Genomic DNA, 14,634 nt, shown 5'->3' with positions numbered 1-14,634 from the left:
CACTAGTGATGGATTACATGCAATACCTGCCCTGGTGCAATGGGCCGCCCGCGGCGAACCTGGATTCATGACCAGCCTCGCCTCGCACTTCGCCGGTGGTCGCGATTACCTCGCCGCCTGCACCCTGGGTCTTCCCTCGCGCACCACGGCCGCCGCCGTCCGCGCCGACCTCGCGGCCGCGGCATCCGGTCACCCCGATGTCGCCGCGGCCACGCGCGCCGTCGAAGAGGCCCGCGCCTCGTACGCCCGCATCGTTCACGTGCCCCTGAGCGACGTCGCGATCGGCTCGCAGACCTCGGTCATGGTCTCGCTCATCGCCGCTTCGGCGCCCGACGGCGCGGAGGTGCTGTGCGCCGAGGGCGACTTCTCGTCGCTGGTCGCCCCGTTCGCGCGAGTCGGACGCGGTGTACGACTGCGCACCGCTCCGCTTCAGGAGCTCGCCGCCGCCATCTCGGCCGACACCTGGCTCGTGGCGTTCTCACTCGTGCAGTCGGCGACCGGTGAGGTGGCGGATGCCGCCGGCATCGCCGCCGCGGCCGCCCGCGCAGGCACCCGCACCCTGTGTGACCTCACCCAAGCCACGGGATGGCTGCCCGTGGACGCCACGCTGTTCGACGCCACCGTCTGCCACGCGTACAAGTGGCTGTGCTGCCCCCGTGGCGTCGGCTTCCTCACCGTCTCGCCGGAGTTCGCGCGAGAGATCCGCCCGGTGCAGGCCGGGTGGTACTCCGGCGACGACCCGTGGGCCTCGTGCTACGGCACGGGCGGCGTGCTAGCGTCCGACGCACGCCGCTTCGACGTGTCGCCCGCGTGGCAGGCCTTCGTCGGCGCCGCACCCGCCCTGGCACTGTTCGCCGACGCCGACATCACCGCCAGCTACGAGCACGTCACCCGCCTGGCCGCGCGCTTTCGCGACGGGCTCGGTCTTGCCCAGCCCCACCGACCGTCGGCGATCGTCACGTGGCCGGATGCCACCGGAGAAGCGCTCGCGCAACTCACCGCCCACGGCATCACGGCGTCGGGGCGCGCGGGTCGCGCGCGCGTGGCGTTCCACGTGTTCAACGACGAGATCGACGTCGATCGGGCCCTCCACGCCCTGGGCGTGCGCGGGCACGCTGACCTCGCCCCGTTCGACGCGCTGGTGTACGCGATCTGACGCCGACGCTCGCGGGCCGCGATGCATCGTGCATGCGGCATCCCTGCGCACCGAAGCGCCCCGGGCGTCGCATCATCGCACGGGCGATGACCGCCTCACGACGCGCGTCGCGCTGCCATCCCGACCGCGACCGCACCCGCGCACACCGCCGCAACAGGAAGGAACGCCCAGAGCGCGAGACCGCCGTAGCCGACCGCGCCGAGGATGACACCGGCCAGAACGGAACCGACCGCGGCGCACGCCGTCATCAGGGTGTCGCTGCGTCCCTGTCGACGCGGGCGCAGCGCGAGGGGCGTCGCCTCGGTGAGCAGCGCGGAGCCCGCCACCGTCGCCGCACTCCACCCCAGCCCCAAAAGGATGAGCGCGACGAGCACTCCCGCCTGCGAGTCCGGCAGGAGCGCGGCCACGGCCAGAGCCGCCGCGAGCAGCGCCTGACCGAGCACGATGACGACCACGCGGCCGAGACGGTCGGCGAGCACGCCGAAAACGGGCGACAGGCCGTACATGCCGAACACGTGGAGCGCGATCGTCACTCCGACCGCCAGCGTCACGGCATCCGGTGCGACGATATGCGACAGATGAACCGGGGTCATCGCCATGACCGCCGCCATGGTGACGTGCGACGCGGCGACGGCGAGCATCGCGAAACGGGCCAGTTTCGGTCGGTCCACGTGCGCTGCCACAGGCGCGGAGGGTGCACGCTCGCGATCGAGACGCTGCGCGAGCAAGAGCGGGTCGGGGCGCAGCACGAGCACGTACAGCGCGAAGGCGCACGCCTGCGCGGCGAACGAGAACAGGTAGGCGCCGGTCAATCGAGGTAGACCGATGCTCGCACCGACGAGCTCGCCCGGCGCGAGCAGAAGAGGCCCGACGACGCCCCCGACCGTCGTCGCCCACACGACCGTGGCGAGATCGCGCCCGCGACGGGCGGTCGTGGCGAGGTCGGTCGCCGCGAAACGTGATTGCAGGGTCGCGGCGTTTCCCGCGCCGATCAACGCGATGCCCGCGAGCAGCAACGGGAACGAGCGCAGCGCCGCCGCCGTGATCACTGCGAGGATCCCGGTGAGAGCGGCGACGTTGCCCGTTGTCAGCGCGAGCCGACGCCCTCGATGAGCAGCGAGCCGCGCCAGTGGGATCGCCGTCAGTGCGGCGCCCAGCGTGACCGCCGCGGTCGCGAACCCCGACAGGGCCTCCTGCCCCGACAGATCGGCAGCCAGGAGCGCGCCGAGCGACAGCGTGGAGCCGAACGCGACCCCGCTGAGGACCTGGCCTGCGGCCAGCACCCGCACCGTGCGGCGCTGCACGTCGACGACGTCGACCCCTTGCGGCGCGGTCGCCTCAGGCATCGCGCGCGGGGTTGCGCAACACCCCGAGGCCGCTGATCTCGACCTCGACGACATCGCCGCCCACGAACGGGCCGACGCCCGCGGGCGTACCCGTGAGCAGCAGGTCGCCGGGCAGCAGCGTGAAGACGGCGGACGCGTAGGCGATGAGCGCACCGATGCCGTGGATCATGTCGGAGACCGGGCCCTGCTGGCGCACCTCGCCGTTGACGCGCGTCGTGATGGCGGCCGCATCCAGGTCGAGATCGGTCTCGATCACCGGACCCACGGGGCAGAACGTGTCGAAGCCCTTGGCGCGCGCCCACTGTCCGTCGCTGCGCTGCAGATCGCGTGCGGTGACGTCGTTGGCGACGGTGTACCCGAAAATGTAGTCGCTCGCGCGCTCGGCGGGCACGTTCTTCGCGACACGACCGATCACGACCGCGAGCTCCCCCTCGTAGTCGGTGTGCGAGCTCAAGCTCGTCGGGCGCACGACGACGTCGCCGGGGCCGATGACGGACGTGTTGGGCTTGAGGAACATCAGCGGCTCGGCCGGTGCCTCGCCACCCATCTCGGCGGCGTGGTCATGGTAGTTCTTGCCGATACACACGACCTTGGACCGCGGGATGACCGGGGCCAGGAGCGTGACCTCGCCGAGCGGCACGCGCTCCCCCGTCGTGTCGAAGCCCGCGAACATCGGGTCTGCGGCGAGGACCACGAGCTCGCCGTCGTCGACGATTCCGTAGCGGATGGCATCCTGATGGCTGAATCGAGCGATCTTCACCGAACCAGCCTATCGGCGGCTACTCCAGCGCCCGGCCGTGCCCCGCCCTCTGCCCCGCGCTGCGGCGCTCGGCCCACGCTCTCCGCGCTGCGGCCCTCGGCCCCCGCTCTCCGCGCGCCCCCGCTCTCGGCGCTGCGGCGCTCGGCCCACGCATAAACGCGATTCGCGCTCATAAACGCGTGCTGCCCGCGTTTATGAGTGCGAATCGCGTTTATGCGTCACTCGGCGGCATGTGCGAGACGGCCGGGTCGCGTGCGCGTCCGGCGACGGCGCACCCGGCGGCGGCGCACCCGTCACCGGCGCACCCGTCACCGGCGCACCCGGCGGCGGCGCACCCGGCAGCGGCGCAACCGGCGGTGACGCGTCCGGCGCCGTCGGGCGACACGTTCCGGAGCCGCGAACGGCGAAGGGGCCCCCGGAATCCGGGAGCCCCTCGCATGCGACGCGCGTTACGCGTCGAGGCGATACAGCCAGCCGTGCGTGTCTTCGGCACGGCCGTACTGGATGTCGGTGAGGTGCTGACGAAGCTCCAGCGCGAGAGTGCCCGAGGGCTGCTCGTCGATGAAATCGCGTCCCCTCAAGATGCCGATGGGCGTGACGATGGCAGCCGTTCCGCACGCGAACACCTCGACGATGTCTCCGGATGCCACACCCTGGCGCCATTCGTCAAGCGAGACGTTGCGCCCCACCACGTGGTGTCCGCGGTCGCGAGCGAGCTGCAGGAGCGAGTCGCGCGTGATGCCCTCGAGGATCGAGTCGGACTGCGGGGTGACGATCGTGCCGTCTTTGTAGACGAACACGACGTTCATTCCGCCGAGCTCCTCGACATTGCGGTCCTGGTCGAGGAAGACGACCTGGTCGCACTCGTTCTCGTAGGCCTCGGACTGCGGCAACAGGCTCGCGGCGTAATTGCCACCCGTCTTGGCCGCACCGGTGCCGCCCTTGCCGGCGCGCGAGTAGTCCTCGCTGAGCCAGATCGAGACCGGCTGCACGCCGCCCTTGAAGTACGCGCCCGCGGGGCTCGCGATCAGGTAATAAGCGACCTTGTGCGCCGGGCGAACGCCGAGGAACGCCTCCTTCGCGAACATGAACGGACGCAGGTAGAGACTTTGGTCTTCACCCGAGGGCACCCACGCTCCGTCGACGGCGATCAGCTCGCGCAGCGATTGCAGGAAGTACGGCACCGGTAACTCGGGCAGGGCCAGGCGACGCGCCGAGCGCTGCAGGCGGCGACCGTTCTGGTCGGGGCGGAAGGTGTGCACCGAGCCGTCAGCATGACGGTAGGCCTTGATGCCCTCGAAGATCTCCTGACCGTAGTGCAGGACGGCGGCGGCGGGGTCGAGCGAGATCGGGCCGTAGGGCGAGACGCGCGGGCGGTGCCAACCGCCACGGACCGACCAGCAGATGTCGACCATGTGGTCGGTGAAGCTCTGCCCGAAGCCGGGGTTCGCGAGGATCGCGTCGCGCTCGGCGGCGCTCTTGGCCGCGAGGTTGCGGGTGACGGCGAACTCGAGGGGCTCGAGTCCGGTGTCGGGATCGGTGTCGATGGTGGTCATGTGGGATCCAAAACTCTTCGTGCGCGGGGGCGAAGCGGGGCCGGTCGCTCCAGGTTACGCCTGGACGCGCCCGGCGATGGCGTCGCCGATCTGGGCGGTGGTACGGGCGCCCTCGCGACTCGCGATGTCATCCTCGACCGCGCGGGTGACGCGGGCGGCTTCGTCGACGAGCCCGAGGTGATCGAGCAGGAGGGCGACGGAGAGGATCGCGGCCGTGGGGTCGGCCTTCTGGGTGCCCGCGATGTCGGGCGCCGATCCGTGGACGGGCTCGAACATCGAGGGGAACGCGCCGTCGGGGTTGATGTTGCCCGATGCGGCGAGGCCGATGCCTCCGGTGACGGCGCCGGCCAAGTCGGTCAGGATGTCGCCGAAAAGGTTGTCGGTGACGATCACGTCGAAGCGGCCCGGGTTCGTGACCAGGAAGATGGTTGCCGCGTCGACGTGCAGGTAGTCTACGTCGACCCCCGGGAACTCGGATGCCACGGCATCCACGATCCGCTTCCACATGCCGCCCGCGTGCACGAGCACATTCGTCTTGTGCACCAGCGTCAGCTTGTGGCGGCGACGCTCGGCGAGAGCGAAGGCGTAGCGCACGACGCGCTCGACGCCGTACGCGGTGTTCACCGACGTCTCGTTGGCCACCTCGTGCGGCGTGCCGCGGCGGATCGCACCGCCGTTGCCGACGTACGGGCCCTCGGTGCCCTCGCGCACCACGACGAAATCGATGTCGCCCGGGTCGGCGAGGGGGCCGGACGCCCCCGGGTAGAGCTTCGAGGGACGGAGGTTCACGTAGTGGTCGAGCTCGAAGCGGAGCTTGAGAAGCAGACCGCGCTCGATGTTCGCGTCCTTCAGGCGCGGGTCGCCGGGAACGCCTCCGACCGCGCCGAGCAGGATCGCGTCGTGCGCGGCGATCGCGGCGAGGTCGTCGTCGGTGAGCGTGTCGCCCGTCTCGAGGTAGCGTCCGGCGCCGAGCGAGAACGGCGTCTTCTCGAACGTGACCCCGGAATCGGCGGTGACCGCGTCGAGGACCTTGACGGCCTCGGCGACGACCTCGGGACCGATGCCATCACCGGGGATGACGGCCAGCTTCACGACACGCGACATCGCTCTCCTCAGAGCTCGGGGCACGTCACTTCGTCGACGTGCTGCGGGTTCCTCCCAGGGTAGTGGCAGCGATGACCCCGGCCACGACGATGAGACCCGCGCCGATGAGCGCCGTGACCACGACTCCCGAGTCGAACGCGTGCGCCGCGGCGAGGCGCAGGGCCTCCGCGAGCGGCTCGTTGTCGAGGGTGTGCGACACGGCAACCGCTCCGGCGAGGGTCTCTCGGGCCGCGTCGGCAGCGGCGTCGGGCAGGCCCGCGGGCAGGACGAGCTGCGCCCGGTAGAAGGCCGCCAGGATGCCGCCCAGAACCGCGGTGCCGAGAACGGCACCCAGTTCGTACGCGGTCTCGGACACCGCGCTCGCGGCTCCGGCCTTCGCGGGCGGGGCGCTGGAGAGGATGAGCTCGTTCGAGATGGTCTCGGCTGCGCCGATACCGATGCCCAGCAGGCTGAAGGCCACGATCAGCAGCGCGAGATCAGCCGTGGAGAGCGCCACCATCACGTACGCGACGACGGAGAACGCGAGCGCTGCCGGGACCACCATCCGCGGAGGGAAGCGCTTGGCGACCGGCACGATCGCCAGGCCCGCGACGATCATGAGCGCGAGGCCGGGGAGCAGCGCGAAGCCCGCCACCATCGGCGTGAGTCCCACGACGAGCTGAAGGTGCTGCGCCACGAAGTAGAGGAAACCGACGAGTCCGACGATGCTCAGCAGGTTCACCAGGATGGCGCCCGAGAACGTGCCGCGACGGAACAGGCTCATATCGAGCATGGGCGCCGCGAGGCGCCGCTGGCGGCGGACGAAGAGCCAGCCGAAGACGACACCGACCGCGAACAGCGCGGGCGCCAGCGACACGGGACCCTCGACCGCGAGCTTCTTGATGCCGTACACGATCGGCACCATCGTGGCCAGCGAGAGCAGCACGCTGACGGGGTCGAAACGGCCCGGTGCGGGGTCGCGACTCTCGGGCACGAAGAACGGCGCGAGGATCAGCAGCGGCACAAGCACGGGAACCGCCATGAGGAACACCGACCCCCACGAGAAGTGCTCGAGCAGGAACCCGCCGACGATCGGTCCCAGGGCAGCACCGGCGGAGAAGCCCGCCGCCCAGACGGCGATGGCGAACCGCCGCTCGTCACGCTCGCGGAAGATGCTGCGCAGAAGAGACAGCGTCGACGGCATGAGCATGGCCCCGAAGACGCCCATGAGCGCGCGCCCCGCAATGAGCAGCGCCGCGGTCGGCGCGAAGGCGGCGAGAGCCGACACGGCGGCGAAACCCGTCGCACCGATCAGCAGCATGCGCCGACGCCCGAAGCGGTCTCCGAGCGTGCCCATGGTCACGAGCAGCCCCGCGAGCACGAGCGGGTAGACGTCGATGATCCACAACTGCTCGATGCTCGACGGCTGCAGCGATAGGGCGATCTCGGGCAGCGCGAAGCTCAGCACCGTGTTGTCGACCGAGACGAGCAACACCGGCAGCATCAGCACGACGAGCGCGAACCATCCGCGCCAGCCCGCCTTGGGGGCATCGATCTCTTGCGTGGGCAACGACGAGGTGAGCATTCTTCCGTTCCGTTTCTAAACCGTCCAGCCGGTATAGTATCACGCGGCGATAGGCGTCCGCCATTACGATCGAGGAGCCATGAGCCGCCCTCCCCTCGCCCGCGACGCCGTTCTCGACGCCTTCACCCGCATCCTCGTCGACGACGGGGAGCGCGCAGCGACCATGGAGGCGACGGCACGAAGCGCGGGGGTCTCCAAGGGTGGACTGCTGTACCACTTCAACTCCAAGAGCGCCCTCGAAGCCGCCCTCGTGGAACGCCTGGAGCGTCTCGCGCAAGAAGACGTCGACGAGATCGAGAAGTCCGACGAGGGAGTCGTCGCCGCCCATCTGCGTTCGTCGCAGAACACCGGGTCACCGCTCGACGTGACGATCCTCGCCGTCTCGCGTCTCGCACAAAACGGCAACGACGCCGCCTCGGCATCCCTGCGTCGCGTGCGAGAACTGTGGGAAGACAGCCTGCGGGCGCACACTCGCGACGAGACGGCCCTGCAGATGGTCCTGCTCGTGAGCGACGGCCTCTACTTCAACGCGGTGCTCGATCTGAACGCCGTGGCCGGCCCCCAGCTCGACGGCCCCGACCTCGACCGGCTCATCGCCGCCGTCGTCGCCGCGACGACCTGACCTCGCCGCCACGCAAGCTCAGCGATTCGCGCATCCTCAGCCAGATCGCTGCGCATCGCGCTGACTCTGTGCAGATCACGGAGCTTGGCGTCGCAACGCCCACCGCGCGTCCACCCTGCAAACGACGAAGGGGGCCGCCGCAGCGACCCCCTCCCCCAGGACGACCCCGATCAGCCCTCGACGATGTCGATCTGCCGGAACAGGTCGGCACCGACGGCCTCGCGCATCGCGCCGAGGATCTCGTCGGGCACGGGCGAATCGACGGTGAGCACCGAGAGCGCCCGGCCCGTGGCATCCGGAGCCGCCACCTGGAGACCGGCGATGTTGATGCCCGCCTCCCCCAGCTTCTGACCGTAGATGGCGACGATGCCGGGGCGGTCGGCGTAGCGCATGACGAGGTGGTGCTTCTCGATGGGCACTTCGATGTCGTAGCCGTTGATCGCGACGACCTTGGGCACCATACGCGTGCCGGCGAGCGTGCCCGCGACCGTGAGGCTGGAGCCATCGGCCAGGGTGCCGCGCAGGATCGTGATGTTTCGATACAGCGGGCTCTCGGCCTCGACGACCAGGCGTGCCTCGACGCCGCGCTGCTCCGCGAACAGCGGCGCGTTGACGTAGGACACGCTCTCGCTGACGATGCGGCTGAAGTAGCCCTTCAGCGCCGCGAGGCGGTAGACGCTGACGTCGTAGGCGGCGAGTTCACCGCGCACCTCGATGTCGAGGCTGGTGAGCGCCGAGTCGGCCAGGCCGCTGAAGAACTGACCCAGCATCTCGACGAGGGCGATGCCCGGGCGCACGAACGGGTCGATCGCACCGCCGGCCACGTTCACGGCATCCGGGACCAGGTCGCCCTCGAGGGCCAGCTTGACCGAGCGGGCGACCGAGACGCCCGCCTTCTCTTGCGCCTCTTCGGTGCTGGCACCCAGGTGCGGGGTGACGACGACGTTCGGCAGGTCGAGCAGCTTGCGCGCGGGGCCGCCCTCGGCGGGGGGCTCGCTCGAGAACACGTCGAGACCCGCACCGGCGATCTCGCCCGCGGTGAGGGCATCGAACAGCGCTTCTTCGTCGATGAGGCCACCGCGGGCGACGTTGATGACGTAGGCGGTCTTCTTCATGCGGCGCAGCTGCTCGGCGCCGATCATGCCCGTGGTCTCGGGGGTCTTCGGCATGTGGATGGTGACGAAGTCGCTCTGCTCGAGCAGCTCGTCGAGGGAGACGAGCTGGGCACCGAGCTGCTGGGCGCGGGCGGCGGTGACGTAGGGGTCGTACGCGATGACCGACATGCCGAAGGCCTGCAGGCGCGCGGCGATCAGCGCACCGATACGGCCCAGGCCGATGATGCCGATGGTCTTCTCGAACAGCTCGGTGCCGGTGAACGAGCTGCGCTTCCACAGGCCCTGCGCCAGCGACGCGTGGGCGGCCGGGATGTGGCGGGCGAGGCTCAGCACGTGACCGACGGTCAGTTCGGCTGCCGAGATGATGTTCGACGTCGGCGCGTTCACGACCATGACGCCGGCGGTGGTCGCCGCCTTGATGTCGACGTTGTCGAGGCCGACGCCGGCGCGGGCGACGACCTTCAGCGACGGCGCCGCGGCCAGGGCCTCGGCGTCGATCTGGGTGGCCGAGCGCACGAGCACCGCATGCGCATCGGCCAGGGCCGAGAGCAGTGCGGGGCGGTCGGTCCCGTCGACGCCTCGCACGTCGAAGTCGGGGCCGAGCGCGTCGATCGTGGCGGGGGAGAGTTCTTCGGCGATGAGCACGACGGGCTTCGTCACGGATGCGTCCTTCGAAACGGTGCTGGGGACCGGCGCGCACCGTCGCACACCGCCGGCGCGAACCGGGCGCGCGACCCGTGCGGGCCGTCTGCCAGCCTAGCGCTCACGCGAGCGAACACCCGACCGTGTGGCGCTCTCGCTCCGGCCGGCGGACGCCACGCGGCCGCGTCAGCCCCCGTAGAGACCGTACGACGTCGTGCCGTAACCGACGATCGCGAGCCAGAACGCAGCCGACAGTGTCAGTCCGGCCAGCAGCACGAGGGCGAACTCCCCCGCTTTCCGGCGTTGACCGATGGCGAACGACACCCCGAAAGCGGCGAGCGGGAACACGATGGGCAGGATGTACACGAACCATCCCAGTCCGTTGAGCCCGAGCGGGCCGTTGACCTGAAGGATCAGCAGCGCGACGGAGCTCCACACGACGTAGGCGTAGAACAGGCCGAAGAGGCCCGCGATGGTGACGACGAGCCAGGTGGGCAGGTGACGCGAACGAGTGGCGGTGCTCACGCGAGGTCTCCCATCGACAACAGTGGCCAGGGCACGAGCAGCACGATTCCGAGGATGAGCAGCAGGAAGCGCTGCCAGGCGCGCCATCCTCGGGTGAAGACGAGCACGGTCACGAACCACACGAGCGGAGCCGCCGTGGCGCCGATCGTCATCGCGACGACGGTGACATCGGGGATCGGAATGCCGAGGCTCTGCAGCTGGCGTCCGGCCAGCAGCCAGCCCAGCGCGAAGAGCAGGAAGGTCGCCGCGACCATGCCGATGCCGATGAGACCGGCGTTGCCGAGGGGTCTGGAGGCGGGGGCGTCGTCGTCGGGCGACGACACGGATGCCGGTGACTCGGCCACCGTTTCCGTGCCGGCGTCGGGTGTCGGTGCGCTCGGGGATCGGCGCGCGGTTCGCTCGGGGGCGAGCGGCTCGGGGTCTTCGGCCCGTGGATGCTCCGGGCTGCGCTTGTCCCCCACGTCGAGCGTAGGGTCGTCGTCACCGCCCCACGAGAGGGCGTCGTCATCGCGCGGTGTGCTCACGCGCTCCACGGTAGCGGGGCACGACCGCAGGCGCCGCGTGCCCCGCCGATCCGGCTCGTCCGCGGCATCCCCGCCACCGACGACGCGACACGACGAACGCCCCGGAACCGCGAGGTCCCGGGGCGTTCGCGGAGCAGAACTCAGCGCGCGGCCGAGCCCACCGCGATCGCCTGGGCGATCGCTATGGACGACGTAGCCTCCGGCGGAGGTCAGCGCGCAGCGCTGCCCTCCGTGTAGTCGCTGTCCTGCTGCTTCCACGCGAACAGGCCGCGCAGCTCCTTGCCGGTGGCCTCGATGGGGTGACCCTGCTCCTTCTCGCGAAGCTCGAGGAACTCGGTGGCGCCGTTGTCCTGGTCGTCGATGAAGCGCTTCGCGAACGCGCCCGACTGGATGTCGGCGAGGACGGCCTGCATGCTCGTCTTGACCTCGGGCGAGATGACGCGGGGGCCCGAGACGTAGTCGCCGTACTCGGCGGTGTCCGAGATCGACCAGCGCTGCTTGGCGATGCCGCCCTCCCACATGAGGTCGACGATGAGCTTGAGCTCGTGCAGCACCTCGAAGTAGGCGATCTGCGGCTGGTAGCCGGCCTCTACGAGGGTCTCGAAGCCGTACTGCACGAGGTGGCTCATGCCACCGCAGAGCACGGCCTGTTCGCCGAACAGGTCGGTCTCGGTCTCTTCGGTGAAGGTCGTCTTGATGACGCCGGCGCGGGTGCCGCCGATGGCCTTCGCATACGACAGGGCGGTGTCCCAGGCCGAGCCCGAGGCGTCGCGCTCGACGGCGATGATGTCGGGGATGCCGCGACCGGCGACGTACTCGCGACGCACGGTGTGACCCGGGGCCTTCGGCGCGACGAGGATGACGTCGACACCCTCGGGGGCGTCGATGTAGCCGAAGCGGATGTTGAAGCCGTGCGCGAAGGCGAGCGTCTTGCCCTCGGTCAGCTTGTCTTTGATGGAGTCGGCGTAGATCGAGCGCTGGTGCTGGTCCGGCGCCAGGATCATGATGAGATCGGCCCACTCGGCGGCGTCGGCGACGCTCTTGACCTCGAAGCCGTCTTCCTGCGCCTTGGCGGCGGACTTCGAGCCGTCCTTGAGCGCGATGACGACCTCGACACCCGAGTCGCGGAGGTTCTGCGCGTGCGCGTGACCCTGCGAGCCGTAGCCGACGATCGCGACCTTCTTGCCCTGGATGATCGAGAGGTCGGCGTCGTCGTCGTAGAAGATCTCTGCCATGGGGATGTTTCTCCTTGTGAGTGGTCGGTTATGAAGTTGAGTGTCCAAGACACGCCGTCCGGCGCGGGAGCCGTGCGGCGTGTCTTGGACACTCGACCGCACGGGACGGGGAAGGGTCAGTTGCGCAGGACGCGCTCGGTGATGCTCTTGCCGCCGCGGCCGACGGCGAGCAGGCCCGACTGCGCGAGCTCCTTCACGCCGAACGGCTCGATCGCCTTGAGGAAGGCGCCCACCTTGCCGGAGTCGCCGGTGATCTCGATGACCATGGCGTCGGGGGCGTAGTCGACCACCGAGGCACGGAACAGGTTCACGACCTCGACCACGTTCGAGCGCGTGGCGTTGTCGGCGCGCACCTTGACCAGGACGTGCTCGCGCTGCACGGACGCCGCGGGGTCGAGCTCGACGATCTTGATGACGTTGATGAGCTTGTTGAGCTGCTTCGTGACCTGCTCCAGCGGAAGGCCCTCGACGTCGACGACCACCGTGATGCGCGAGAGACCCGGCACCTCGGTGACGCCCACGGCGAGCGACTCGATGTTGAAGCCACGACGGGCGAAGAGCCCCGCGACGCGCGTCAGCAGGCCCGGCTTGTCCTCGACGAGGAGGCTCAGCACATGACGAGACATCTCAGTCCTCCTGCTCGTTGAAGGTGGGCGAGTGATCGCGCGCGTACTGGACGTAGCTGTTGCTGACGCCCTGGGGCACCATCGGCCACACCATCGCGTCGGCGCTCACGACGAAGTCGATCACCACGGGGCGGTCGTTCGTGTCGAGCGCGAGCTGGATGGCGGCATCGATCTCGTCTTCCTTCTCGACCCGGATCGCGAGGCATCCGTAGGCCTCGGCGAGCTTGACGAAGTCGGGGATGCGACGCGTGCCGTGACCCGTGTTCAGGTCGGTGTTGGAGTGGCGTCCGTCGAAGAACAGCGTCTGCCACTGGCGCACCATGCCGAGCGAGGAGTTGTTGATGATCGCGACCTTGATCGGGATGTCGTTGATGACACAGGTCGCGAGCTCCTGGTTGGTCATCTGGAAGCAGCCGTCGCCGTCGATCGCCCAGACGGCGCGATCGGGCTGGGCGACCTTCGCACCCATCGCCGCGGGAACGGCGTAGCCCATGGTGCCGGCGCCGCCGGAGTTCAGCCACGCGTTAGGACGCTCGTACTTGATGAACTGCGCGGCCCACATCTGGTGCTGTCCGACGCCGGAGGCGTAGACACCCTCGGGGCCGGTCAGCTCACCGATGCGCTGGATCACGTGCTGCGGCGAGAGCAGGCCGTCGGTGGTCGGCGTGTAGCCGAGCGGGAACTCCTCGCGGAGACCGTTCAGGTACGTCCACCACTCGGTGTAGTCGTGCGGGTGTTCGGCGTCGGCGGCGCGGAAAGCGGCATCCAGGTCGACGAGCACTTCGCGCAGGTCTCCCACGATCGGCACGTCGGCGGTGCGGATCTTCGAGATCTCGGCGGGGTCGATGTCGACGTGCACCACCTGGGCGTGCGGGGCGAACAGCGCCGCCTTGCCGGTCACGCGGTCGTCGAAACGCGCACCCAGCGAGACGATGAGGTCGCTCTCCTGCAGCGCGAGCACCGCGGGAACGGTGCCGTGCATGCCGGGCATGCCCAGGTGCTGCTCGTGCGAGTCGGGGAACGCACCCCGCGCCATGAGCGTGGTCACGACCGGGGCTCCGGTGGCCTCGGCGAGCACCTTCAGCTCGGCTGACGCGTTCGACCGGATCGCGCCGCCGCCCACGTACAGCACGGGCTTCTTCGCGGTCGCGAGCAGCTGGGCCGCGGCCTGAATCTGCTTGCCGTGCGCCTTCGTAACCGGGCGGTAGCCGGGCAGGTCGATCTTCGGCGGCCACACGAACGGCGCCTCGGCCTGCTGCGCGTCCTTGGTGATGTCGACGAGCACGGGCCCGGGCCGACCGGTCGAGGCGATCTCGAAGGCCGCGGCGATCGCACCGGGGATGTCCTCGGCAGACTTCACCAGGAACGAGTGCTTCGTGATCGGCATCGTGATGCCGACGATGTCGGCCTCCTGGAAGGCGTCCGTTCCCATGAGGGTCGAGAACACCTGCCCGGTGATGCACACCAGCGGCACCGAGTCCATGTAGGCGTCGGCGATCGCGGTGACGAGGTTGGTCGCGCCGGGGCCGGAGGTCGCGATGGCGACGCCGACCTTGCCGGAGGCCGCGGCGTAGCCCTCGGCCGCGTGGCCGGCACCCTGCTCGTGGCGCACGAGGATGTGGCGGACGTGCTCGTCGTCCATGAGCGGGTCGTAGACGGGCATGATCGCGCCACCCGGCAGACCGAACACGTCGGTCACGCCGAGCAGGTCGAGCGAGCGCACGACCGCCTGGGCACCCGTCAGCACGGGCGCGGGGGTCGTGCGGGCGGGCGGGCGGGGCACGGCCGCGGCGGGGGAATCGATGGACATGGGAGTACCTCGAGAACCGGAAGAAGGTGAAAAAAAAGGGGGACGGCCG

At 69.8% G+C, this 14,634-nt stretch carries 13 protein-coding genes; 2 read left to right on the top strand and 11 right to left on the bottom strand.

The genetic code is table 11. The annotated features are described in order from the left end of the window. Nucleotides 1-67: 67 nt before the first annotated feature. A complete protein-coding gene (locus QE412_RS02305; protein ID WP_307479654.1) occupies nucleotides 68-1,156 on the top strand; it encodes an aminotransferase class V-fold PLP-dependent enzyme in 1,089 nt (362 codons plus the stop codon). Nucleotides 1,157-1,251: 95 nt separating this feature from the next. Here the strand turns inward: QE412_RS02305 and QE412_RS02300 are convergent, their stop codons facing one another. The 5 genes from QE412_RS02300 to QE412_RS02280 form a co-directional block, all read right to left on the bottom strand. Continuing rightward, entirely contained in the window at nucleotides 1,252-2,502 is a 1,251-nt protein-coding gene (locus tag QE412_RS02300; RefSeq protein WP_307479651.1) for an MFS transporter, read from the bottom strand. Next, complete coding sequence (locus QE412_RS02295) at nucleotides 2,495-3,262, bottom strand: fumarylacetoacetate hydrolase family protein (RefSeq protein ID WP_307479649.1); 768 nt, start codon at nucleotides 3,260-3,262, stop codon at nucleotides 2,495-2,497. The genes QE412_RS02300 and QE412_RS02295 overlap by 8 nt, the downstream gene beginning before the upstream one ends. Before the next feature lie 449 nt (nucleotides 3,263-3,711). After that, nucleotides 3,712-4,818: a branched-chain amino acid aminotransferase gene (locus QE412_RS02290; RefSeq protein ID WP_307479647.1), complete on the bottom strand. Its 1,107-nt coding sequence runs from the start codon at nucleotides 4,816-4,818 to the stop codon at nucleotides 3,712-3,714. Nucleotides 4,819-4,872: 54 nt separating this feature from the next. Further along, nucleotides 4,873-5,922 (bottom strand): 3-isopropylmalate dehydrogenase, encoded by a 1,050-nt coding sequence (locus tag QE412_RS02285; RefSeq protein WP_307479645.1) that lies wholly within the window; start codon nucleotides 5,920-5,922, stop codon nucleotides 4,873-4,875. A 25-nt stretch (nucleotides 5,923-5,947) separates the two neighbouring features. Continuing rightward, the gene (locus QE412_RS02280; RefSeq protein ID WP_307479642.1) at nucleotides 5,948-7,486 is read right to left on the bottom strand and encodes an MFS transporter; all 1,539 of its coding nucleotides are present in this window, start codon (nucleotides 7,484-7,486) and stop codon (nucleotides 5,948-5,950) included. Nucleotides 7,487-7,565: 79 nt separating this feature from the next. Here QE412_RS02280 and QE412_RS02275 point away from each other — a divergent pair, with 79 nt between their 5' ends. After that, entirely contained in the window at nucleotides 7,566-8,108 is a 543-nt protein-coding gene (locus QE412_RS02275) for a TetR/AcrR family transcriptional regulator (RefSeq protein ID WP_307479639.1), read from the top strand. A 170-nt stretch (nucleotides 8,109-8,278) separates the two neighbouring features. Here the strand turns inward: QE412_RS02275 and serA are convergent, their stop codons facing one another. The 6 genes from serA to QE412_RS02245 all read right to left on the bottom strand — a co-directional run bounded on the left by serA (nucleotide 8,279) and on the right by QE412_RS02245 (nucleotide 14,585). Beyond that, nucleotides 8,279-9,883 carry a phosphoglycerate dehydrogenase gene (gene serA / locus QE412_RS02270; RefSeq protein ID WP_307479636.1) on the bottom strand — a complete coding sequence of 535 codons (1,605 nt, stop codon included), beginning with the start codon at nucleotides 9,881-9,883 and terminating at the stop codon, nucleotides 8,279-8,281. Nucleotides 9,884-10,051: 168 nt separating this feature from the next. Then, complete coding sequence (locus QE412_RS02265) at nucleotides 10,052-10,390, bottom strand: bacitracin resistance protein (protein ID WP_307479635.1); 339 nt, start codon at nucleotides 10,388-10,390, stop codon at nucleotides 10,052-10,054. Next, nucleotides 10,387-10,914 (bottom strand): DNA polymerase III subunit gamma/tau, encoded by a 528-nt coding sequence (locus QE412_RS02260; RefSeq protein WP_307479633.1) that lies wholly within the window; start codon nucleotides 10,912-10,914, stop codon nucleotides 10,387-10,389. Before QE412_RS02260 ends, QE412_RS02265 begins: the two co-directional genes overlap by 4 nt. Nucleotides 10,915-11,123: 209 nt before the next feature. Beyond that, complete coding sequence (ilvC, locus tag QE412_RS02255) at nucleotides 11,124-12,149, bottom strand: ketol-acid reductoisomerase (protein ID WP_307479631.1); 1,026 nt, start codon at nucleotides 12,147-12,149, stop codon at nucleotides 11,124-11,126. Between the two features lie 116 nt (nucleotides 12,150-12,265). Beyond that, on the bottom strand, nucleotides 12,266-12,775 hold the full coding sequence (ilvN, locus tag QE412_RS02250; RefSeq protein ID WP_307479628.1) for an acetolactate synthase small subunit: 510 nt from the start codon (nucleotides 12,773-12,775) through the stop codon (nucleotides 12,266-12,268). A 1-nt stretch (nucleotide 12,776) separates the two neighbouring features. Next, nucleotides 12,777-14,585, bottom strand: coding sequence for an acetolactate synthase large subunit (locus QE412_RS02245; protein WP_307479625.1), 1,809 nt, complete (start codon nucleotides 14,583-14,585; stop codon nucleotides 12,777-12,779). Between the last annotated feature and the right edge of the window lie 49 nt (nucleotides 14,586-14,634).

The sequence above is a fragment of the Microbacterium trichothecenolyticum genome (genome assembly GCF_030818955.1).
Classification (GTDB): domain Bacteria; phylum Actinomycetota; class Actinomycetes; order Actinomycetales; family Microbacteriaceae; genus Microbacterium; species Microbacterium trichothecenolyticum_B.
The sequence above is the reverse complement of the archived record's forward strand: the minus strand, read 5'-3'. Positions and strand labels throughout refer to the sequence as shown.